12 protein-coding genes and 1 tRNA gene are annotated in these 20607 nt (G+C 74.1%); 5 read left to right on the top strand and 8 right to left on the bottom strand.

What is annotated here, in order from left to right; all coding sequences use genetic code 11:
* Positions 1 to 90: 90 nt before the first annotated feature.
* Entirely contained in the window at positions 91 to 1350 is a 1260-nt protein-coding gene (locus tag G408_RS14390) for a patatin-like phospholipase family protein (RefSeq protein ID WP_037412940.1), read from the bottom strand.
* Positions 1325 to 1753: a YkgJ family cysteine cluster protein gene (locus tag G408_RS14385; RefSeq protein ID WP_156890129.1), complete on the bottom strand. Its 429-nt coding sequence runs from the start codon at positions 1751 to 1753 to the stop codon at positions 1325 to 1327. Before G408_RS14385 ends, G408_RS14390 begins: the two co-directional genes overlap by 26 nt.
* 107 nt (positions 1754 to 1860) lie before the next feature.
* Between G408_RS14385 and G408_RS0110680 the strand changes: the two genes are divergently transcribed.
* The 5 genes from G408_RS0110680 (at position 1861) to G408_RS0110655 (ending at position 11923) form a co-directional block, all read left to right on the top strand.
* Positions 1861 to 2100, top strand: coding sequence for a hypothetical protein (locus tag G408_RS0110680; RefSeq protein WP_028771074.1), 240 nt, complete (start codon positions 1861 to 1863; stop codon positions 2098 to 2100).
* A 174-nt stretch (positions 2101 to 2274) separates the two neighbouring features.
* A complete protein-coding gene (locus G408_RS14380; RefSeq protein ID WP_051282904.1) occupies positions 2275 to 5694 on the top strand; it encodes an exodeoxyribonuclease V subunit gamma in 3420 nt (1139 codons plus the stop codon).
* A complete protein-coding gene (locus G408_RS0110665) occupies positions 5691 to 9413 on the top strand; it encodes a UvrD-helicase domain-containing protein (RefSeq protein WP_028771073.1) in 3723 nt (1240 codons plus the stop codon). The genes G408_RS14380 and G408_RS0110665 overlap by 4 nt, the downstream gene beginning before the upstream one ends.
* The gene (recD, locus tag G408_RS14375; RefSeq protein WP_051282903.1) at positions 9410 to 11131 is read left to right on the top strand and encodes an exodeoxyribonuclease V subunit alpha; all 1722 of its coding nucleotides are present in this window, start codon (positions 9410 to 9412) and stop codon (positions 11129 to 11131) included. The genes G408_RS0110665 and recD overlap by 4 nt, the downstream gene beginning before the upstream one ends.
* A gap of 162 nt (positions 11132 to 11293) precedes the next feature.
* Complete coding sequence (locus G408_RS0110655) at positions 11294 to 11923, top strand: hypothetical protein (protein ID WP_028771072.1); 630 nt, start codon at positions 11294 to 11296, stop codon at positions 11921 to 11923.
* A 195-nt stretch (positions 11924 to 12118) separates the two neighbouring features.
* Here G408_RS0110655 and G408_RS0110650 read toward each other — a convergent pair.
* From G408_RS0110650 to hrpB, 6 genes are all read right to left on the bottom strand, one after another.
* Positions 12119 to 12195: transfer RNA gene (locus G408_RS0110650), tRNA-Arg, on the bottom strand.
* 55 nt (positions 12196 to 12250) lie between these two features.
* Entirely contained in the window at positions 12251 to 14131 is a 1881-nt protein-coding gene (locus G408_RS14370; RefSeq protein ID WP_051282902.1) for a putative bifunctional diguanylate cyclase/phosphodiesterase, read from the bottom strand.
* 84 nt (positions 14132 to 14215) lie between these two features.
* Complete coding sequence (locus G408_RS0110640) at positions 14216 to 14461, bottom strand: hypothetical protein (RefSeq protein ID WP_028771071.1); 246 nt, start codon at positions 14459 to 14461, stop codon at positions 14216 to 14218.
* Between the two features lie 75 nt (positions 14462 to 14536).
* Positions 14537 to 15637: a response regulator gene (locus G408_RS14920; protein WP_051282901.1), complete on the bottom strand. Its 1101-nt coding sequence runs from the start codon at positions 15635 to 15637 to the stop codon at positions 14537 to 14539.
* 86 nt (positions 15638 to 15723) lie between these two features.
* Positions 15724 to 17607, bottom strand: a complete 1884-nt coding sequence (gene mnmG / locus G408_RS0110630; protein ID WP_028771070.1) for a tRNA uridine-5-carboxymethylaminomethyl(34) synthesis enzyme MnmG — start codon at positions 17605 to 17607, stop codon at positions 15724 to 15726.
* A gap of 449 nt (positions 17608 to 18056) precedes the next feature.
* The gene (hrpB, locus tag G408_RS0110625; protein WP_245584301.1) at positions 18057 to 20543 is read right to left on the bottom strand and encodes an ATP-dependent helicase HrpB; all 2487 of its coding nucleotides are present in this window, start codon (positions 20541 to 20543) and stop codon (positions 18057 to 18059) included.
* Positions 20544 to 20607 lie beyond the last annotated feature (64 nt).

Below are 20607 nucleotides of genomic sequence, written 5' to 3'. Positions count from 1 at the left end.
CGGTGGACCGCCATTGTCGCGGTTCCGGGCCACCTGGGGAAAGCGCCTCCGGGACCAGTCCCGTGGATGGGCACTCCGCGCGGCACAGACTCAGGGCAGGGCCGCGCCGAGCCGCGCCCGTCCGGCCGGCGCCGGCCAGTGAAAGAAGGCCTGTACCGCTTCGCGCTGCGCCAGGGCATCGGCCTCGCCCAGGGCCAGCAGTTCCCGGGTGTAGTCGGCCTCGAACAGCAGATAGCTCGCCAGCGCACCGCCACCGGCCGCACTGGCCCCGGGATTGCCCGCCCCCTGGTTGACGCCCACCGCCCGCAGCATGGTGCGTACCGGCCCGGGCAGGGCATTGACGTGCCTCGCCGCGATGTCGTCGAGACGCTGCGAGGGCGCGATCACCATCAGCTCCACCGGCCGCAGCGCAGAGCGGGCGCGCAGCTCCGGCGGCAGCAGCGCGAGCGTGGCATTGATGCGCTGGGCACGCTCGATGTCCACCGCGAGGGCATCGAGGAAGATGTTCGACAGCGCATGGCCGCCGATCTGCGCCAGCGAGGGATAGCCACCGGCCTCGCGGCGTTCGCCCGCCGGTTCGTGCAGGCGTCCGGCCCCGATCACCAGCAGGCGCTGCGCCCCGAGATGGATGGCCGGCGACAGCGGTGCGGTCTGGCGCATCGAGCCATCGCCCAGCCAGTGGCGCTGCCCGCCCACCTCGAGCGACTGCGCGGGGAAGACGAAGGGAATGGCCGAAGACGCCAGCAGATGGCGCACACCGATACGGGCCGGCACCGCGAGGCGCTGCGAACGCACCCAGGGGGCCACGCCCTCGCGGGCCTCGAAGAAGGTGATGTGGCTGCCGGTGGTGTAACTCGAGGCGGTGACGGCGAAGGCCGCGAGCACGCCGCGGCGCACCAGGTCCGGCACCCGCTCCAGCGGCACCATCTCGGCGAGGAGCTCGGCGAGCGGGGTGTTGTCGAGCAAGGACTTCGGCCGTGCCCGGCGCCAGCGCGCCAGCGCCCAGCCGATGGTGAACATGGTCAGCCAGCGGGCGCCGGAGCGCACCACGCCAAAGGCGTCGGCCCGGTAGACATGGCCGGCCTGGAAATCGCGCCAGGTGCGGTAGAGGCGATCGAGGGCCTTCGGATAGTCGTCAGCACCGCTGGCCAGGGCCGAGGCATTGATCGCCCCGGCGGAAGTGCCGGTGAGGATGGGAAAGGGCGTGCCCGCCGGGCCGAAGCCGGCGCCGCACTCCAGGCGGATGCGCTCGATGCCGCGCAGCACGCCCACCTGGTAGGCGGCGCGCGCCCCGCCGCCGGTCAGCACCAGGCCGACGCTGGATTCACCCGAGCCCTGCGCGTCCGCCATCCGCCGCCCCGCCCCCGGTCTCACCCGCCCAGGGCGGAGTGTGCTCCCCGGGCGGCGCCGGGGTGAAGTCTGCGGGACGCAGTGGCGGCAGCCCATGGCGGGCCCGGGCACGATCGCACTGCGGGCTGGGCCGGCCATCCTCCCAGGACGGCATGAGCTCGCGGCAGGGCGGCGGCCGGCGCTCGTACAGGCGGCAGGCCACCCGCCGCCCCACCTCGCCCTGCAGGCCGATGCAGCGCGGCGCGCTGCCGCCCTCGGTGCCGCGCATCGCCAGTTCGAAGGGCCGCACGCGCACGGTGAGGGCTTCGTCCGGGCCCTCAGGGTGGTAAGGGGCGGCAAGGCTCCAGTGGAAGGCCACCCGGAACGCGGCGCAGCAGGCACCGCAGGCAAGGCAGGGATGCACGGAAGCGACGGGACAGGCAAACGGGCGAAATGGGCTCAGTATTTTCCTACGCCAGACGGAGGGCTTGGCTGACTGCAGGGCGACCGGGAATCCCCGAGGCTCAGGGCATGTCCCCCGCTCCCGCCCCAGGCAAGCGCTTCCCGGAATCCCCGGCCGACACCGCGGCCGAGGCCGCGCTGCCGCCGCGCACCGGGCGCGACCCGATGGGCTGGGCCCGCACCGTCTGGAACGAGCGCGATGCCTGGCTGCATTCGGCGGGGGGCGTGCAGTCGGTGTTCATGGCAGCGCAGCTGCTCGGCCTGCGCGACGAGGCCGTGGCCTGGCTGCGTTCGCGCACGCAGACCTAAGCAGCCGAGGCATAAAGCCCCCCTGATCTTCGGCTGAAGCGTCGCAGGCGCGGCCCATCCTTGCGGGGCCGCGCCCACCGCCGCCCGTCATCCTCAGGGGCGCGCTAGAGTCTCCGGTCCTGAGACACCGGCGCGGGAGGATGCCCGCGCCCACCGCAAGGACCCCGCCCGCGCATGCGCAAGGACTGGATGATCGACCCCGACCGCGGCCTCTGGCTGTTCCGCGCCAGCCGGCTGGAGGCCCTGGTCGACCCGCTCGAGGCCCTGCTGCAGCACCTCCGGCCCGAGGGCCTGCTGGCCCCGCAGACGGTGCTGGTGGGCCATCCCGGCCTGCGGCCCTGGCTGCGCCAGCAGCTGGGCCAGAAGCGCGGCCCGCAGGGCATCGTCGCCAACCTCGAGCTCGCCCTGCCCAGCCCCTGGCTGGAGGCCCTGGCCCGGCAGTGCCTCGGCACCGACCCCCTGCCTGGCTGGCAGCGCGAGCGCCTGCGCTGGCGCCTGTTTTCGCTGCTGCCCACGCTCGCCGATGCCCGGGTACAGGCCCTGCTGGAGGGCGACGATGGGCGGCAGGCCTTCGCCCTCGCCGAGCGGCTCGCCGAGGTGCTGGCACCGCTGATGCTCTACCGCCAGGACTGGCTCGCGGCCTGGGAGCGCGGTCGGCCGGCGGTGGCCGACGATGCCCTGCTGGCCGAGGCCTGGCGCGGCCTCGCCGCCCAGTCCGCGGCCTTCGGCCCGCACCGCGGCGAGCGGCTCCGGCGCCTCGCGCAGCATCTGGCCGAGGCCCGGGAGTGCCCGCCGGGCCTGGCCCGCGACCCGCTGCATGTGTTCGGGCTCGCCCACCTGCCGCCCCCGGAACTGGCGGTGCTGCGGGCACTCTCGCGCTGGCGCCCGGTGGTGTTCCACGTGGCCGATCCCTGCCGGGTGCACTGGCTGGGCCTCGGCACCGACCGCCGCGCACTGCGCCAGGCCATGCAGGCCGAAGACCTGGGCGAATCGCACTTCCTCGCCCTCGACCATCCCCTGCTCGCCGCCTGGGGCCGGCTCGGCCAGCACTTCCTGCTGGCGCTGGAAGACGGCGAGCTGGCGCTGGACGAGCGCCATGGCGCCGATGCCGAGGAGGCCTCGCCGCCGCGGCACCTGCTCGACCGGGTGCAGCGCAGCCTGCGCGGCAATGCCCCGGAAGCGATGCGGATGGATGCCGAGGGCCTTGCCGCGCTCGCTCATGACGCCAGCCTGCGCGTGCTGCGCTGCGCCAGCCCGCTGCGCGAGCTGGAGATGCTGCGCGCCGCGCTCGCCCATGCCTTCCGCGAGCTGCCCGACCTGCAGCCTTCCGAGGTCGGCGTGCTCTCGCCCAACCCGGAACGCTACCGCGCCCTGCTGCCGGCGGTGTTCGGCGAGCCGGGGCGCGGCGACGGGCCCTGGCCCTGGCATGCGGCCGACGTGCCGCTGGCCGCCCTGCACCCGGTCTACCGCGCCCTGCTCACGGCACTCGCCCTGCCCGGCACGCGGCTCAGTGCCCAGGGCGTGCTCGACCTCCTGGCCCTGCCGCCGGTGGCCCGGCGCTTCGGCCTCGATGGCGAGGACGAGGGCAGCCTGCGCCATGCCCTCGCCCGGCTGCGCGTGGCCTGGGGCCTGGATGCCGAGGACCGCGCCCGCAACGGCGCGCCTGCGACGCCCGCCCACACCTTCGCCTGGGGCCTGGACCGCGCCGTGGCCGGCCTGGTCTTCGGCGAGCGCGATCCCGAACCGCTCACCCTGCCGGACGGCCAGCGCGTACTGCCCGGCGAGGGCATCGACGGCGGCATCGCCGAACGGCTCGAACGTCTGCAGGCCTTGCTCGAAGAGCTCCGCGCCTGGTCGGCGCTCGGAACGCTGCGCCTGCCACCCGAGGACTGGGAAGCCCGGCTGCTGGAACGCATCGACGGCCTGTTCCAGGCACCGCCGGGCGATGAGGCGAGCCGCGAGGCGATCACCGGCGCACGGGCGCAGGTGGCAGCCCTGGCCGAGGAATGGCGCGAGGCCCGGCAGGAGGCACCGCTGCCCTGGGCGGCGGTGCGCGCTGCGCTGGCGGCGAAGCTCGAGGCGGTGCCGGAACGCCAGCGCTTCCTCGCCGGCGGCATCACCTTCTGCGGCATGGTGCCGCAGCGCGCCATCCCCTTCCGCGTCATCGCCGTGCTCGGCCTCGACGAGGGCCAGCTGCCGCGCCCGACGGCGGACGACGGCCTCGACTTGCGCGCCCGCCACCCGCGCCCCGGCGACCGCGACCTCGCCAGCGATGATCGCTACCTCTTCTTGGAAACCCTGATGGCCGCCCGCGACCGCCTGCACTTGAGCTTCCTCGGCCTTGGCGCCGACGATGGCCGGCCGCGCAATCCCGCCGCCCCGCTGGCCGAGCTGCTGGAAGCCCTGGCGCGCTTCGTGCCGCCCGCGGGCACGGTCTGCCCCGCCGCAGGCTGGCCCTGGACATGGCAGGCCCCGCTGCAGCCCCCCGCCCCGCTGCCGCGTTCGGTACCAGAGATCACGCCCGCCGAAGCCGCGGTGTGCAGCGTGGCGGTCCGCGAGCAGGCGGCGCCCGGCAGCACACCGCCCGCCATCAAGGAAGACCGCCCCCTGCCGAGCCTCGGGGCGCTCATCGAGTTCTTCCGCGACCCGGCGAAACAGGTGCTGCGCAGCGAACTCGGGCTGCGGCTCGCGGCCCTGGAGGACGATCGCCTGGACGAGGACGAGCCGCTGGCGCCCGATGCGGATCACCGCGAAGGCTTTGCCCGGGACCTGTTCTTTGCCGCGCTCGAGGCCGGGACCGAGACGGTGCCCGACGCGCTGCGCGAGACCCTGCAGCTTGGCGGCCGGCTGCCCCCGGGCGCGCTGGGCGAACGCCGCTTCGCCATCGAATGGAACCAAGCGACCTTCCTGCTGGGGGCGCTGCGCGCCAGCGAGCCCGCCCCCGAGGGTCCGCTCTCGCCGCCGCAGCCGCTCGCCCTGCGGGTTCCGCTGTCCGGTGGCCGGGTGCTGGAGGGCCGGCTTCTGCTGCGGCATGAGGCCTCGGGCCGCCCCTGGCTCATCGAGGTCCACGGGCGCGAGCGCAAGTCCCTCGGCTTCCGTGCCCTGCTGCCGCTGGCCATCGCCGGCGCCGCGCTGCGGCTCGCCGGCCACCCGCCCCCGGGGCTTGCCCTGCTCGGCAAGGACGGCGTGCATGAGGCCGGCGCCGTGCTCGCCTCGCTGCCTCCGGACCCCGCCCGCGATGCCGCCTTCCTCGAGGCCCTGATCGATTTCCGCGAGGGCGTGCTGCGTGGCGAACGCCGCTATGCCCCGGACACCAGCTGGACGGCGGCCTGGATAGGCGACCACGGCCCCGAGGGGGTGGCCGAGGCCTGGGCCGGCAGCCCACCGCACCAGCGCGGCGAGCGCGACCGCGCCCCGGGCTATGCCGCGCTCTGGGGCCGGGCCTGGCGCTTCGTGCCGGGCGATGGCGAGGTGGAACGCTTCGCCACGGATGCCCAGCGCCTGCAGGCGCTGTGGCAGGCCCTGATCGGCTACGAGCGGCTTCCCCCCCACCCGCGCCCGCCGAAGGCCGGGCGCACGGGAGACGCGGCATGAGCCCGGTAACGGACTGGCGCGGTCTGCCCCTCGCGGGTCGGGTGCTGGTGGAAGCCAGCGCCGGCACCGGCAAGACCTGGACCCTGGCCGCGCTCTACCTGCGCCTGCTGCTGGAGGGCGAGCACGCGGGCCAGCGCCTGCTGCCGGAGCGCATCGCCGTGGCCACCTTCACCGACGCCGCCGCGCAGGAACTCGGCGAGCGCCTGCGCGCGCGGCTGACCCAGGCCCTCGAGTGGTCGCGCCACGGGGCGGCGGACGCCACGGACCCGGTGGGGGCCTGGCTTCTCGAGCGCTGGGCGGCGCCGGGCCAGCGGGAACGCGATGGCCTGCACCTGCTCACCGCGCTGGCCCGGCTCGATCGGGCCCCCATCGGCACCCTGCACGGCCTGTGCTACCGCCTGCTGCGCGAGCAGCCGATGGAGAGCGGGCTTGGCTTCGCCACCCCGCGCCTCACCGAGGGCGAGGACCTGCGCGAGGCCCTGGCCCGCGATCTCTTGCGCCACCTCGGCGCCGGCTTGACCCCCCCGGGCAGCGGGCCCGAAGCCGCCTGCCTGCCCGAGGGGCTCGAGCGCTTCGGAATACTCGTGGGCCGAGTCGGCAGCCTGCTGCAACCGGGGGCGCGGGTCAGCCCGCCGCTCGACGAAGCCACACTGCGGGCGCGCTTCGACGCGGGGCTGCGCGAGCCGTTGCGGGTGCTGGCAAACAGGCAGCATTACAAGGACGGACGCTCCGTTTTCCTGAAGGAAGCCTCTGCGCTGCTCGCCTTTCTCGAGGGCGAAGGCCCCCTGCCCGAAAGCGTCGGGAACCTCGCCGAGGCCAGTATCAATAGTTGGGTGCTCGACCCCGCCCGCGCCGTGCTCGAGGACCCGGCCTTCCGCGCCGCCCTGGCCGCCATCGCCCCCGAATTCGCCCGCGCCCAGTCGAGCGAACGCCGCTTCTGGGCCGCCTGGGCCCCCGAGTTGCGGCGCTGGCGCGAGCAGCGCGCCCGGCAGGCCAACGAGCTCAGCTTCGACGCCCTGATCGAACTGGCAAAGGCCCAGGTGGTGGCGCCCGGCTCGCCCCTGCCCGACGCCCTGGCCGCCCGCTGGCCGGTGGCCCTGGTGGACGAATTCCAGGACACCGACGGCAGCCAATACGCCCTGCTCGACCGCTGGTTCCGCGACGCAGCCGGAACGCCGCGCGGCCTCTTGGTGATGGTGGGAGACCCGAAGCAGGCCATCTACAGCTTCCGCGGTGGCGATATCGGCACCTACCTGCGCGCCGCACGCGGCGCCGGGCATCGGCTCACGCTGGACACCAACCGGCGCTCCAGCACCGCCTACGTGGCTGCCTGCAATGCCTTCTTCGAGGGGCCGCGGGCGGTGCTCTCCGCCGATCCCGGGCACGACATCCGCTACCGGCCGGTGCAGGCCGGCGGCGGCGCCGAGGCCGAGCGCCTGCACGAGTGGGGGCGCCCGGTGGCCTCGCCGCTGCAGGTGCACGCCTTGACGGAGGCCCTGCCGAATGCCGCCGCGCGGCCCCGGGCCCTCGCGGCCTGCGCCGAGCTGGTGGCCCGGCTGCTGACCCCGGGGCGCTACCGCCTGGGCGCCCACGGCCGCCCGCTCGCCCCCGGCGATCTTGCCGTGCTGCTGCGCACCAACACCGAGATCGACGATCTTCGCCGCCTGCTGCAGCGCCGCGGCATTCCCTGCGCCGCGCAATCGCGGCTGCAGGTGTTCGAGAGCGAGGCCGCGCGCGACCTGCTGCTGGTGCTGCATGCCGTGCTGCACCCGCAGGACGTGGGCGCCCTGCGCGCCGCCCTGCTCAGCGAAAGCCTCGGCCTCGGTCCGCGACAACTGCCGGCGCTGGAAGCCGCCGGCGGGCTGGAGCCCTGGCGTGAGCGCCTGCTCGACTGGCGCGAGCGCTGGCGGCGCGAGGGCGTGCTCGCCGTGGTGTTCGCCCTGCTGGAGCAGGCCCGCCGCCGCCGCGGCAGTGACGACGAGCGCCTCGCCACCGACCTGCGCCATCTGGGCGAACTGCTGGCCGCTCGCGAGGCCGAGGGGCATTCCCCCGGCGCTCTGCTCGACTGGCTGCGCGCGCAGCGCCTGGGCGAAGGCGAGGAAGCGGACGAGGGCGAAGACGCAGGCCGCGGCGAGCGCCGCCTACGGCTGGAGAGCGACCAGCGGCGGGTGCGGCTGATGACCCTGCATGCCAGCAAGGGCCTGGAGTTCCCGGTGGTGCTGCTGCCCACGCTCTGGGGCGCGGAGGCACGGTCATCGGAGAAGGGCATCCCGCTCGACACCGCCGATACGGCCGGGGAGCGTGAAGCCCTGTTCGAGAAAGCGGCCCGCACCCGGCTCGCCGGCGCCCAGCAGGAGGAACGCTTCCGCCTGCTCTACGTGGCCCTGACCCGGGCCAAGCAGGCCTGCCATGTGTTCCTGCTGCCGAACACGCGGCCGGCCAAGCGATCCCGGGGGGCGGGCACGTCGAAGCCCAAGACCGACCCGGCACGCTCACCGCTCGACAGCCTGCTGGACCGCGGGCTCGAAGCGGCCTGCCGGGCCTCGGCCGAGATCGCCTGGCACGAGGGCTGGCCGGAGGCCGAGGAGACTCCAGGCACCGCGACGGCGCCGGGCATCACACTGGCCAGCGCCGCAGGCCCCGTCGTGGCGACTGCGCCGGCAGTACCCGCCCCCCCACCCTCCGAATCCACCGACAGCCCGCCCGGCCAGCGCCTCGAGGCCGAGGCCCCGCCGCCCCCCGGGCCCTTCCGCCTGCCCGGACGCTGGAGCTTCACCGGGCTGGTGCGCTGTGCCGGCGAGCCGCTGCTGGAGGCCGCGGCTGCCGACGACGAGGCGCTGCCCGCGGCCAATGACGATGCCCCGGAGGCGCTGGAGACGGATTCCGCCGGCGATGGCCCCGGCACAGCCGCCGCCGGTCTGGCCCCTGACGCCGCCCATCCCCCGTCCCGTGCCGCCCCCGAGGCGGCCCTGCGGGCACTGGACGCCGTGCGCGGCACCGGCTTCGGCAATGCCCTGCACGCACTGCTGGAGGCCGCCCGCCCCGGCGAATGCTTCGCCCCGCAATCGGAGCGGGTGCTGGCGGCGCTGAAGCAGCATGGTGTGCGCAGCGAAGGCGGCCCACCGCTCGCCGAGCTGGCGCCGCGGGTGGCCGCCCTGCTCGACCGGGTGCGCCAGACCGCGCTCTGGCTGCCCGGGCACACGGAACCGCTGGTGCTGGCCACTCTGCCGGCCGAGCGGCAACGGCACGAAATGGCCTTCCACCTCCGCCTTGGCGACGCCTCGCTGCAGGCCCTGCGCAGCGCCTGCGAGCGCCACGGCCTGCCCGGGCTGGTGCCGGAGGGCACGCCCGCCCGCATCGACGGCTGCCTCGATGGCGCCATCGACCTCGTGTTCGAGCATGCCGGCCGCGTGCACGTGCTCGACTGGAAGGGCAACCAGCTGCCCCAGGGCGGCCACCCCGAGGCTCTTTCCCGCCTGATGGACCACCACCACTACCGCTTCCAGGCCCTGCTCTACACCGTGGCCCTGCACCGCCTGCTGCGCCAGCGCCGGGGCGCGGCCTACCGCATCGCCGAGCATCTCGGCGCCCCGGTCTACCTGTTCCTGCGCGCCGTGGGCCTGGGGCCGGGCTGGGGGGTGTGGAGCGAGCGCTTCCCCGATGCCCTCGTCGAAACCGCCGATGCCCTGCTGGCCGGCGAAGCGGAGGTCGCGGCATGAGCGCCCGCCTGCTCGCCCGCTGGGTGGAGGCGCATGGCGGCGGCCCCGCCCTCGCCCGCTGGGCCGCCGCCCTCGCCACGGCCGAGGCCGAGGGCCATACCGCCCTCGATCTCACCCGCGCCCACGCCGAGGACCCGGCACTGGACCCGGCCGCCCTCGATGCGCCCGGCTGGGTGGGCACGGGCGCGCTGCGCACCCCCTTCGTGCGCGAAGGCGACCAGCGCCTGTACCTCTGGCGGCACTGGCAGGCCGAGGCCCGGGTGGCCGCCGCCCTGGCCGCCCGCGCCCGTGACCCCGATACCGGGCCGCTGGCCCCGGAGGCGGTGGAGGCCCTGTTCGGCGGCCCGGGCGACGGCCGCGACACGGCGCAGCGCGAGGCCGTGCGGCGCTGCGGCGAGGCCCGGCTGTTCGTGCTCACCGGCGGCCCCGGCACCGGCAAGACCACCACCGTGCTGCGCATGCTGCTGGCCCGGCAGCATCAGCTCGGGCACCCGCCGCGCGTGCGGGTGGCGGCCCCCACCGGCAAGGCCGCGCAGCGCCTGGTGGAAGCCATGCGCGAGGGGCGGGCAAGGCTCGCCGCCACGCTGGCCGGTGGCCCTTGGGACGCGGCGCTGGCCGGCTTCGCCCTGCCGGAGGCCAGCACCCTGCACCGCCTGCTCGGCTACCAGCCCGCCCGCCACCGCTACGCCCGCGATGCCCGCGACCCCATCGAGGCCGAGCTCGTGGTGGTGGACGAGGCCTCGATGCTGGACCTCGCCCAGCTCGATGCCCTGCTCGAGGCCCTGCCCGCCAGCACCCCGCTCTGGCTGGTGGGCGATGCCGAGCAGCTGAGCCCGGTCGGCCCCGGCAGCGCCCTGCAGGACCTCGTACAGGCCCTGGAGGCCCGACCCGGGGCGCCGCTGGTGCGGCTGCGCCACAGCTTCCGCGCCGACACCCAGCTCGCGGCCCTGAACACGGCGATCGCCTCCGGCGATGCCGGGGCGAGCCTCGCCGCGCTCGGCGCCCACCCGGCGCTGGCCCTGCGCCCGCTGGCCGGCCCGGCGGCGCTGGAGGCGGCCCTGCGCGACTGGGCCCGGCGGCTCGCCGCGGACCTGAAATCCCCGCCCCTGCCGGCCGAGCCCGCGGCGGCGCGCGAGGCCGCCGGCGCGGCCCTGGCCGGGCTGCGCCAGCGGCAGTGGCTGTGCGCCACCCGCGAGGGGCCGCGCGGCAGCCAGACCGTGGCAACACGGCTCGATGCTCTGCTGCGCCGCGCGCTGGCCGGAGGCCCGGCAGCGGAGGCCGGCCCGCACTACCCCGGCCGCCCGCTCATCATCGTCCGCAACGACCCGGACAGCGGCCTGTTCAATGGCGATGTCGGCCTCTGCCTGCTCGGCGCCGACGGCCGGCTGCGGGCCTGGTTCGACACCGGGGATGGCCCGCGCGCCTTCCCCCTGGGCGCCCTGCCGGCGCATGCCCCGGCCTGCGCGCTCACCGTGCACAAGAGCCAGGGCTCGGAATACGGCACGGTGGCCGTGCTGCTGCCGGAGGACCCGCAGCACCCGCTGCTCTCGCGCGAGCTGCTCTACACCGCCGCCTCGCGGGCCCGCCACGCGCTCACCCTGCATGCCAGCGAGGCGGTACTGCGCGCCGGCGTGAGCCGGCCGGTCCGCCGCAGCGGCGGCCTTCGCGAGCGGCTCACAGCGCAGTTCGGGGCGTCCGCCGGGGGAAAGATGCCCTGAGGAACGCCACGCTCTGCAGCCAGGGTGGCAGCCCGCCCCGCCCAGCGGGTGAGACCCCGAGTCTGCCCAAACCCGCGCTCCCGTGGCACCCTTCGCGCCCCGCCATGACGGCGGGCCACGAGCCGGGCATCCGCCCCGGCCCCGATCCCAAGGAGCAACACCATGACCCGTACTTCTTCTCTCGCTGCCCTGCTGGGCCTCGCCCTCGCCACCGCCCCGGCCGCTCAGGCCAAGGGTGAGGGCCTGTCCTACACCTATGTCGAAGGCCGCCTCGCCCATGTCCAGGTGGACGCGCTCGGCAGCAGCGATCTGACTGTGAACGGCAAGGGCGGCGGCATCGCCGGCAGCCTGGCCTTCGGCCAGACCGGCCTGTTCGCCACCGCCAGCCACGACATCGCCGACACCGATGCCGCCGATGCCGCCGGGGTCGACCTCGACCTGCGCCGCAGCAGCCTCGGCCTCGGCTACGCCCTCGCCATCGACGAGCGCCTGCACCTGGTGCTGGATGCCAAGGCCCTGCGCATCAAGGGCAAGGGCGGCGGCGACTCGGTGCGCGAGGACGGCTGGCAGGCCACCGTGGGCCTGCGCTCGATGCTCTCGCAGGACGTGGAGGCCTCGATCAAGGCCGGCCTGATCGACGTCGACGGCCGCGATTGGGTGTTCTACGACCGCGATGCGATCGTCGAGCTGGGCGCCCGCTGGCACATCGACGGCATGTGGTCGGTGGGCGTGGATGCCGCCTTCACCCGCGACGAGCGCAACGCGATGCTGGGCCTGCGCGCCCAGTGGTAAGCCCGGCCGCGATCCGGCCATGAAGAACGGGCGCCCGCGAGGGCGCCCGTTCTGTTAAGGATCTCCTCGAGCAGATGGGAGTCGTTCCAGGCAAAGGCGCTCTGGATGGCCACATGCAGGGCCCATTGCCGCAACTTTACCCACTTCAACAGCAGCGGCCATCAGGCGCTGTCCCGGATTTGTCCCAGTAGCGATTGGCGCGCCCGGAGGGATTCGAACCCCCGACCAATGGCTTCGGAAGCCACTACTCTATCCGGCTGAGCTACGGGCGCGTGGTGTACGGCGGCTGCCAGGCAGGGCCCGGCAGGCGCGCAAGTATAGCGGAACTCAGGCCGGGGCCGCCCGGCGCGGTGCCACGCGGCCACGCTCACGCTCCTGGTACCAGTGGACGAAGGCCGGGCCGGGCAGCGGCTCCGACCACCAGCGGCCCTGGCCCGCCTCGCAGCCGAGGGCGGCGAGCCGCTGCACCTCGTCCTCCTGCTCGATGCCCTCGGCCACCGAACGGATGCCCAAGCCCTCAGCGAGGTGGGCGATGGCGCGCACGATGGCCTCGCCCTGCGGGCCGTCGGCCAGGCCGCGCACGAAGCGCTGGTCGATCTTCAGTGCCTGCACGTCGAAACGCTGCAGGTAGCCGAGGTTGGAATAGCCGGTGCCGAAATCGTCGATCGACAGGCCCACGCCCATGGCCTGCAGGCGGGCGATGCAGTCGCGCAGCGGCACGGCATCGCCGACCAGGCTGGATTCGGTGAGCTCGAGCAGCAACTGCCTTGGCGGCAGGGCGGTGGCCGCCAGCACCCGGGCCACCACGGCATCGAGCGCCCCCTGGGCGAGCTGCAGCGGCGAGACGTTCACCGAGACGGTGAGCGGCGGCAGGCCGCGCGCCTCCCAGCGCCGCACCTGCCGGGCGGCCTCCTCCAGCGCCCAGGCGCCGAGGGCATGGATGAGGCCGCTGCGCTCGGCCAATGGCACGAAAGCCCCCGGCGGCACCGGGCCACGCTCGGGGTGGCGCCAACGCACCAGGGCCTCGACCCCGCCGACCTCCCCGCTGGCGAGCCGCACGATGGGCTGGTAGTGCAGCTCCAGCTCGCCGCGCTCGATGGCGGCGCGCAGTTCGGAAACGAGCCGCAGGTGCTCACCGACATCGATGTCCACGTCCGGATCGGCGAAGCGGTAGGCGTTCCGGCCTTCGGCCTTGGCTCGCGCCATCGCCGCCTCGGCACGGTTGAGCAGGACCTCGAAGGCATCACCATCGCGCGAGAACTGGGCGATGCCGATCGAGCTGCGGCAGGTGATCGACAGCCCGTCACGCTCGAAGGGCTCGGCAAGCCCGTCGAGCAGGCCCTGAGCGAAGCCGGCCAGCGCATCCACGTCCGGCAGCTCGGTGCTCACCACCACGAACTCGTCGGCGCCGAGCCGGCCCACGGTGTCGGTGTCGGCGGCCAGCACCCGCAGGCGCTCGGCCATGCGTTGCAGCACCGCATCGCCCACCCCGTGGCCAAGCGAATCGTTGACCCGGCGGAAATCGTCGAGGTCCACCACCAGCAGGGCGAGCGGCGTGCCGTCGCGGCGGGCCCGGGCCGCTGCCTGGGCGAAGCGGTCCTGGACCAGCAGACGGTTCGGCAGGCCGGTGAGAGCATCGTGCTGGACCAGGAAGGCGAGCCGCGAGGCGCTGTCCTTGGCCCGCTCGCGCTCGGCCTCGGCGCGGCGGATGGCATCCCCGAGGTCATTGGCGATGGTGCGGGCGATCACCGCCACCAACACCAGCAGCAGGGCGCGGTTGAGGTAGCTGCCGTAGCCGAGCGTCTGCGCCTCGGGCTGGTACCAACCCGCCAACTCGCCCCAGAACAGCAGGCCGAGCGAAACCAGCATGACTCCGAGCAGACATAACAAGGGCCGCGGACTCACGGTCATGGCCGCCAGCAGGATGATCGCCGGATAGGCGAGCACGACCATGTCGCGCAGACCAGAGCGCATCCAGATCACCGCCGTACAGGCCAGGGTCATGGTCCAGAGCACGGTGAGCAGCGACGCCTCGAAGCGCCCTCGGCGCAGCAGTTGCAGGGCGATCCCGAGCACGCCCATGGCGGCTACGGTGGTGAGCAACACCGCCCCCTCGGCAATGGGCGTATTGAACAAGGCGAACAGACCGAGGCAGACGAGCAGCAGCACGATCAGCTCACGCAGCCGCCGCACCTGCAGCTCGCGCAAGGGGTCGGGACCGCGCGGCGGCTGGACGGGGGCCGGGGTCGTCGCGGGCCTCACGGGTCTGCTCGCCATCCGCCGCCCATGGCCTCAGCGGCGAGGCGAATACACCGCGGCGTGGAGGCAGGCCATCAGGTTGACCAGCGCGCCACCGAAGGGGAAGAAGCCGAGCGTGAGGACGAAGGTGATCGTCCAGGCTACGCCGGCGAACACGAACCAGAACAGCGCCCAGAGCACCCGACCCTGCACCAGCTGGCCGAGACCCGGAATGAACAGGCTGCACAGGGCGGCGATCACGTTACCGGCGCTGCCACGGCCGGTGGAGGCATCACTCATGGGCGGAGCTCCTACGGAAACGCTGCCAGCCTGAAGGGCCGCGGGCGCCGGCGCAAGGGCTGGCGGCGGGGCGGTTCAGGCCGCCGCACCGGCCCGGGCCGCCTCGCGCAGGGCCAGCAGGACGTCGAGCTCGGCCAGCGCCAGGGCCACCAGGGCCGGATCGAGCTCGCGGCCGGACAGGGCCTCGAGATGCCGGCACAGGGCCTCGCGACCATCGCCGGCACGGCCTTCCTCGGAGGCGAGGAAGGCGTCGACCACATTGGCCACCGCCAGCAGCCGGCCTTCCAGTGAGATGCCTTCGCCGCGCAGGCCGAGCGGGAAGCCGCTGCCATCCCAGCGCTCGTGGTGTTCCTTCGCCACCTGGGCGGCGAGCCGCCCCTCCTCGGTGGCGAGCCGGGCGAGCAGGCCGGCCCCGACGCCGGGATGCGCCAGCACCGCCTGGCGCGCCTCGCCGGCGAGCTCGTCGTACTGCAGCAGGGCATTGCGCACGCCGGCCGGCAGGCCGAGCAGGCCGAGGTCGCGCAGCATCGAGGCATGGCGCAGGGCCTCGACGCGCACCGCCGGCAGCCCGGCCTTCGCGGCGAGATGGGCGGCGATGCCGGCCGTGGCCACGGCATGCGGGAAGTACTCGGCGATCTTCTCGTCCACCACTTGGGCGAGCAGGTCGATCAGGCCGTGGAAGGCTTCCTCCACCACCGCGATGTCGCGGTAGGAACGGATGGCGCTGTGGGTCACGGTGCGCAGCTTCTGCGCCGAGAGCTCGGTCTTCTCGCGGTAGTCGTTGATGTCGTAGTCGCGGATGACGTGGTCTTCCGGCAGGTGCCCGGGCTGGCCGGTGCGCACCACGAGGCGGGTCTTGTGGTTGCCCTGCTGCTCGCGCACGGCGCTGATCAGACGCAGGCCGGCGGTGGGGTCCTCCATCACCATGTCGATGAGCCCGAGGGCGATGTCGGGATGCGAGGCGAACAGGGCGATGCCCTCGTCGGCGCTGGCGGCTTCCAGGAGGTCGAGCGGACGGCCATCGATCTTCAGCGCGCCGAGCGCGAGGCGGGTGATGGCGCGCACCGATTCGTCGTCGTCCACCACCGCCACCTTCCACGGCGGCAGCAGGGAAGCGGGAGAAGCGCCGGGCTCGGGCCCCTCGGGGGCGAACATCAACTCGTCGCTGCTTTCCACGGCGGGGGCTCCGTGTGTCCGTACTCCCCGAGCATGCCATGGCCGCAATGGCCCGGCATGAGCAGTTCAGCAAATTTTGACGCCGCTCAGGCCGCCCGGCCGTGGCGCTTCAGGTACACCAGCAGCAGGGAGATGGCCGCCGGGGTGATGCCGGGGATGCGCTGGGCCTGGCCGAGGGTCTCGGGGCGCACGGCGCTGAGCTTGGCCACCACCTCGGCCGACAGGCCGCTGATGCCACGGTAGTCGAAATCCGCCGGGATGACGGTGGCCTCGTGGCGCCGCTGGCGCTCGATCTCCTCGCGCTGGCGCTCGAGATAGCCGGCATATTTGGCGGCGATCTCGACCTGTTCGGCCACTTTGGCATCGGCCACGCCCGGACCCAGCCCCTCCACCGCCATCAGGGCGGCATAGTCGAGGCCCGGGCGCTTGAGCAGGTCGAGGGCGCTGGTCTCGCGCGAGACCGGCTGGCCGGTGGCGGCCTCGACGGCGCGGCCGAGCGCATTGCCCGGCGCCGCCCAGAGGCCGCGCAGGCGCGCGGTCTCGGCCTCGATGGCCGCGCGCCGGGCCTCGAAGGCCGCCCAGCGGGCGTCATCGACCAGGCCGAAGGCCCGGCCGAGCGGGGTGAGCCGCAGGTCGGCATTGTCCTCGCGCAGCTGCAGCCGGTACTCGGCGCGCGAGGTGAACATGCGGTAGGGCTCGGTGGTGCCGTGGGTGACGAGGTCGTCGACCAGCACGCCGAGGTAGGCCTCGTCGCGGCGCGGCGTCCAGGCCGGCTTCTGCTGCACGAAGCGGGCGGCATTGAGTCCGGCCAGCAGGCCCTGGGCGGCGGCCTCCTCGTAGCCGGTGGTGCCGTTGATCTGCCCGGCGAAGAAGAGCCCCCGGATCGCCTTCGTCTCCAGCGAGGCCTTCAGGCCGCGTGGGTCGAAGTAGTCGTACTCGATGGCATAGCCCGGGCGGGTGATATGCGCGTTCTCGAAGCCCCGGATCGAACGCACGAGGGCGAGCTGCACGTCGAAGGGCAGCGAGGTGCTGATGCCGTTCGGGTAGACCTCGAAGGTATCGAGGCCCTCGGGCTCGATGAAGACCTGGTGCGAAGTGCGGTCGGCGAAGCGGGTGATCTTGTCCTCGATGCTCGGGCAGTAGCGCGGGCCCACGCCCTCGATCACGCCGGTGTACATCGGCGAGCGGTCGAGGCCGCCGCGGATGATGGCGTGGGTATGCTCGTTGGTGTGGGTGATCCAGCAGCTCACCTGGCGCGGGTGCACCGAGGCGTCGTTATCGAAGCTGAAGGTCGGGATCGGCGTGTCGCCCGGCTGCTCCTCGAGCCCGGAAAAATCGATGCTGCGGGCATCGAGGCGCGGCGGCGTGCCGGTTTTCAGCCGGCCCACGCCCGGCGCGGCCTCGCGCAGGCGCCGCGCCAGCGCGGTGGATGGCGGATCGCCGGCGCGGCCACCGGCGTAGTTCGAAAGCCCGATGTGGATCTGCCCGGCGAGGAAGGTGCCGGTGGTGAGCACCACGGCCGGCGCGCGGAATTCGAGGCCCATCTGGGTGCGCACGCCGGCGACGGCCTCGCCGGCGAGCAGCAGATCGTCCACCGCCTGCTGGAAGACGCAAAGGTTCGGCTGCGTCTCGACCATGCGGCGGATGGCGGCCTTGTAGAGCCCGCGGTCGGCCTGGGCGCGGGTGGCACGCACCGCCGGCCCCTTGCTGGCATTGAGCGTGCGCCACTGGATGCCGGCACGGTCGGCGGCGCGGGCCATCGCCCCCCCCAGCGCGTCGATCTCCTTGACCAGATGCCCCTTGCCGATGCCGCCGATGGCCGGGTTGCAGCTCATCTGGCCGATCGTCTCGATGTTGTGCGTGAGCAGCAGGGTGCGGGCGCCGCTGCGGGCGGCCGCCAGCGCGGCCTCGGTACCGGCATGGCCACCGCCGACGACGATCACCTCGAAGACGTGGAAGGGCGTGCTCATGGCAGGGACCGCGGGGGCGCGGCAGGCAGGGACTCAGGAGCCGGCATTGTGCCCCGGCGGCGCTGAACCGGCGCGTCGACCGGCCACGGGGCGCAGGCCCGTGGCCAGCAAGGTGAGGGGCAGGCCGACGACCGCCGCCGTGGCCAGCAAGTCGTGGACCGTACGGCGCCGTGGGTGCTGAAGTCGAGGCCGAACAGCCCGAAGATCCCCAGCGCCCGGTCGAAATATGCGAGGGCATAGGCGGCACACAGCATCACGACGAGGGTGAGCGGCAGCCCCACCGCCTCGCGACGCCGTCCGGCCCGCCACGCCGCAAGCGCCAGCCAGAACAGCAGCAGCCCCAGTGCGGGATTCACGGCATCGGCCAGGGGATCGACGGCGGGCCAGCGCGGCACCGGAGCGGCGGCCAGAGTCGCGGTGAGGAGGTCGGGGCGCACGCGGGCAAGGACTCAGCTGCCGCGCGGCTTGGCGCGGTGGGTGGCGGTGGCCGTCCAGGGATCGTCGGGCCAGGGATGCCGCGGGTAGCGGCCCTTCATGTCTTTCTTCACGTCCGGGTAGACCTTGTTCCAGAAGCTCCGTAGGTCCTGGGTGATCGCCAGCGGCGCGCCGGCCGGCGAGAGCAGGTGCAGGGTGAGCGGCACCCGGCCTCCGGCGATGCGCGGGGTATCGGCCAGGCCGAACAGTTCCTGCAGCTTGCAGGCCAGCACCGGCGATTCCCCCGCGGCATAGCTGATCGGCCGCTCCATGCCCGAGGGCACGGTGATGCGGCGGGGTGCCAGCAGGTCCAGCTTCGGTTTCAGCGGCCCGTCGAGACAGGACTTCAGCGCCTCGCCCAATTCCTCCTCGGACAGCGCATCGAGCCGCGTCTTGCCGCTGAAGGCGGGCGTCAGCCAGTCGTCGAGCGTGGCGAGCAGGGCCTCGTCGCTCACGTCCGGCCAGCCCAGTTCCGGCAGCCAGTCGCGCAGGCAGCGCAGGCGCTCCCGCCACTGCCGCAGTTCCTCCGTCCACGGCAGTACCCTGAGCCCGAGCTCGCGCACCGCCTCGGTGAGGGCCTGCGCGGCGCGGGCGGGGTCCGGCCGGCCAGCGGGCCTGCTTTCGAGCACGATGCGGTCGAAGCGGCGCTCGCGGCGCGATACCAGGGCGCGGGTGCCGGGATCCCAGCGCACGCTGTCCTCCTCGACGAAGCGCCCGGGAAACTCGCGCCGCAGGCGGGCCTCGTCCAGCGGCGCCGCGCGCAGGACCAGGCCGTCGCGGGCCTCGAAGCGCAGCTCGCTGGCCACGATCCAGGGCTCGCCGTACAGCGCGGAATCGTCGAACAGCCGGGCGCTGCGGCCATTGCTCAGGAGGTAACGGCGCGGATCGCCGGGGTGCTGCAGGCCGATGCGGTCGGGGAAGGCATGCAGCAGCAGATCGCCCAGGAGATGGTTCGGTGCTTCTGCGGGCGGCATGGCCTCGCAGCGCAGGCGGCGGCGCCACTGCCTGGCCTGCTGGTCGATGGCGGCCAGCGCCGAGCGCGAGGCCTCGGGCGGAGTGCGCCCGGCGCGGAAGGCGGCCAGCGCCTGCCAGCGGGCCGCCAGATCGTCGCGACGCGGGCCCTTGAGCGGGTCGCGGGCCTCGATCAGCGCTGCAAGATCACAGGCCAGCGCCGTCTCGGTGGCCTCCGTCGGTGCCAGCAGCATGGCCGCGAGCCGCGGGTGCGTGCCGAGCGCCAGCACCCGCCGGCCAAACCCGGTGATGCGGCCATCGGCATCGAGGGCGCCAAGGGACTTCAGCAGGTCGATGCCGGCCGCCAGGGCGCCGCGCGGTGGAGGATCGACGAAGCGCAGCTCGGCCCCGCCCCAGGCAGCCAGCTCCAGGGCCAGACCGGAAAGCTCCACCTGGCCGATCTCGGCGCGCCGGTTCGGCTCCAGCCGCTGCGATTCCGGCCACAGCCGGTAGCACCAGCCCTCGGCCACCCGGCCGGCGCGACCGGCGCGCTGGTCGGCGCTGGCCTGCGAGATCGCCACCATATCGAGGCGGGAGAAGCCGGAGCTGGGATCGAAGCGCGGCTCGCGGGCCAGGCCGGTATCGATCACCACCCGCACCCCAGGCAGGGTGACACTGGATTCCGCCACATTGGTGGCCAGCACCACGCGGCGCCGGCCCTCGGGGTCGGGGGCGAGGGCCGCGGCCTGGGCCTCGACCGGAAGCTCGCCGTGCAGGGGCAGCAGGCGCACCTCGCCAGGGACCGCCGGCTCCAGCGCCCGCATGGCCTCGGCGATCTCGCGCTGGCCGGGCAGGAACACCAGCACATCACCGGGATGCGCCGCCAGGGCCTGCTCGAGGCAGCGGCGCAGTTGCGCCGTCCAGGGCTCCTCGCGGCGGGCCGGGAAGTACCGCACCGTCACCGGGAAGGCCCGGCCCTCGGCGCTGAGCCGCGGGGCGTCGAGAAAGCGCGCCAGCGACTCGCCGTCCAGGGTGGCCGACATCACCACGAGGCGCAGGTCCGGGCGCAGCTGCTCTTGCACGTCGAGCGCGAGGGCAAGGCCGAGGTCGGCCGCCAGGTGGCGCTCATGGAACTCGTCGAACAGGATCGCCGCCACGCCTTCCAGCAGCGGATCGTCCTGGAGCAGCCGGGTGAGGATGCCCTCGGTGACCACCTCGATGCGGGTGGCCGCCGACACCCTGGCCTCGAAGCGGATGCGGTAGCCCACGGTCTGGCCCACCGGCTCGCCGAGCTGCCGGGCCATGAAGGCGGCGGCAGCCCGGGCCGCCACCCGGCGCGGCTCCAGCATCAGGATCCGGCCGTCCTGGCGCCATGGCGCGGCGAGCAGGGCGAGCGGCACCTGGGTGGTCTTGCCGGCCCCGGGCGGGGCCTCCAGTACCAGGCGGGAATGGATGGCGAGCTGGTCGAGGATCGCCGGCAGCAGCGGCGTGATGGGGAAGGTGGCAGTCACCGCCATAGTGTGACGCACTCCGGCAGAACCGCCCGCCTGCCGTCCGTACGCCCGGCGGCAGGCT

Source organism: Silanimonas lenta DSM 16282, from assembly GCF_000429065.1.
GTDB lineage: Bacteria > Pseudomonadota > Gammaproteobacteria > Xanthomonadales > Xanthomonadaceae > Silanimonas > Silanimonas lenta.
The sequence above is the reverse complement of the archived record's forward strand: the minus strand, read 5'-3'. Positions and strand labels throughout refer to the sequence as shown.

Bases quoted from the DNA above. Each gene is read 5' to 3' on its own strand.
- G408_RS14390 (WP_037412940.1), bottom strand. From the start codon at position 1,350: ATGGCGGACGCGCAGGGCTCGGGTGAATCCAGCGTCGGCCTGGTGCTG.
- G408_RS0110680 (WP_028771074.1), top strand. From the start codon at position 1,861: ATGTCCCCCGCTCCCGCCCCAGGCAAGCGCTTCCCGGAATCCCCGGCC.
- G408_RS14380 (WP_051282904.1), top strand. From the start codon at position 2,275: ATGCGCAAGGACTGGATGATCGACCCCGACCGCGGCCTCTGGCTGTTC.
- G408_RS0110665 (WP_028771073.1), top strand. From the start codon at position 5,691: ATGAGCCCGGTAACGGACTGGCGCGGTCTGCCCCTCGCGGGTCGGGTG.
- recD (WP_051282903.1), top strand. From the start codon at position 9,410: ATGAGCGCCCGCCTGCTCGCCCGCTGGGTGGAGGCGCATGGCGGCGGC.
- G408_RS0110655 (WP_028771072.1), top strand. From the start codon at position 11,294: ATGACCCGTACTTCTTCTCTCGCTGCCCTGCTGGGCCTCGCCCTCGCC.
- G408_RS0110640 (WP_028771071.1), bottom strand. From the start codon at position 14,461: ATGAGTGATGCCTCCACCGGCCGTGGCAGCGCCGGTAACGTGATCGCC.
- mnmG (WP_028771070.1), bottom strand. From the start codon at position 17,607: ATGAGCACGCCCTTCCACGTCTTCGAGGTGATCGTCGTCGGCGGTGGC.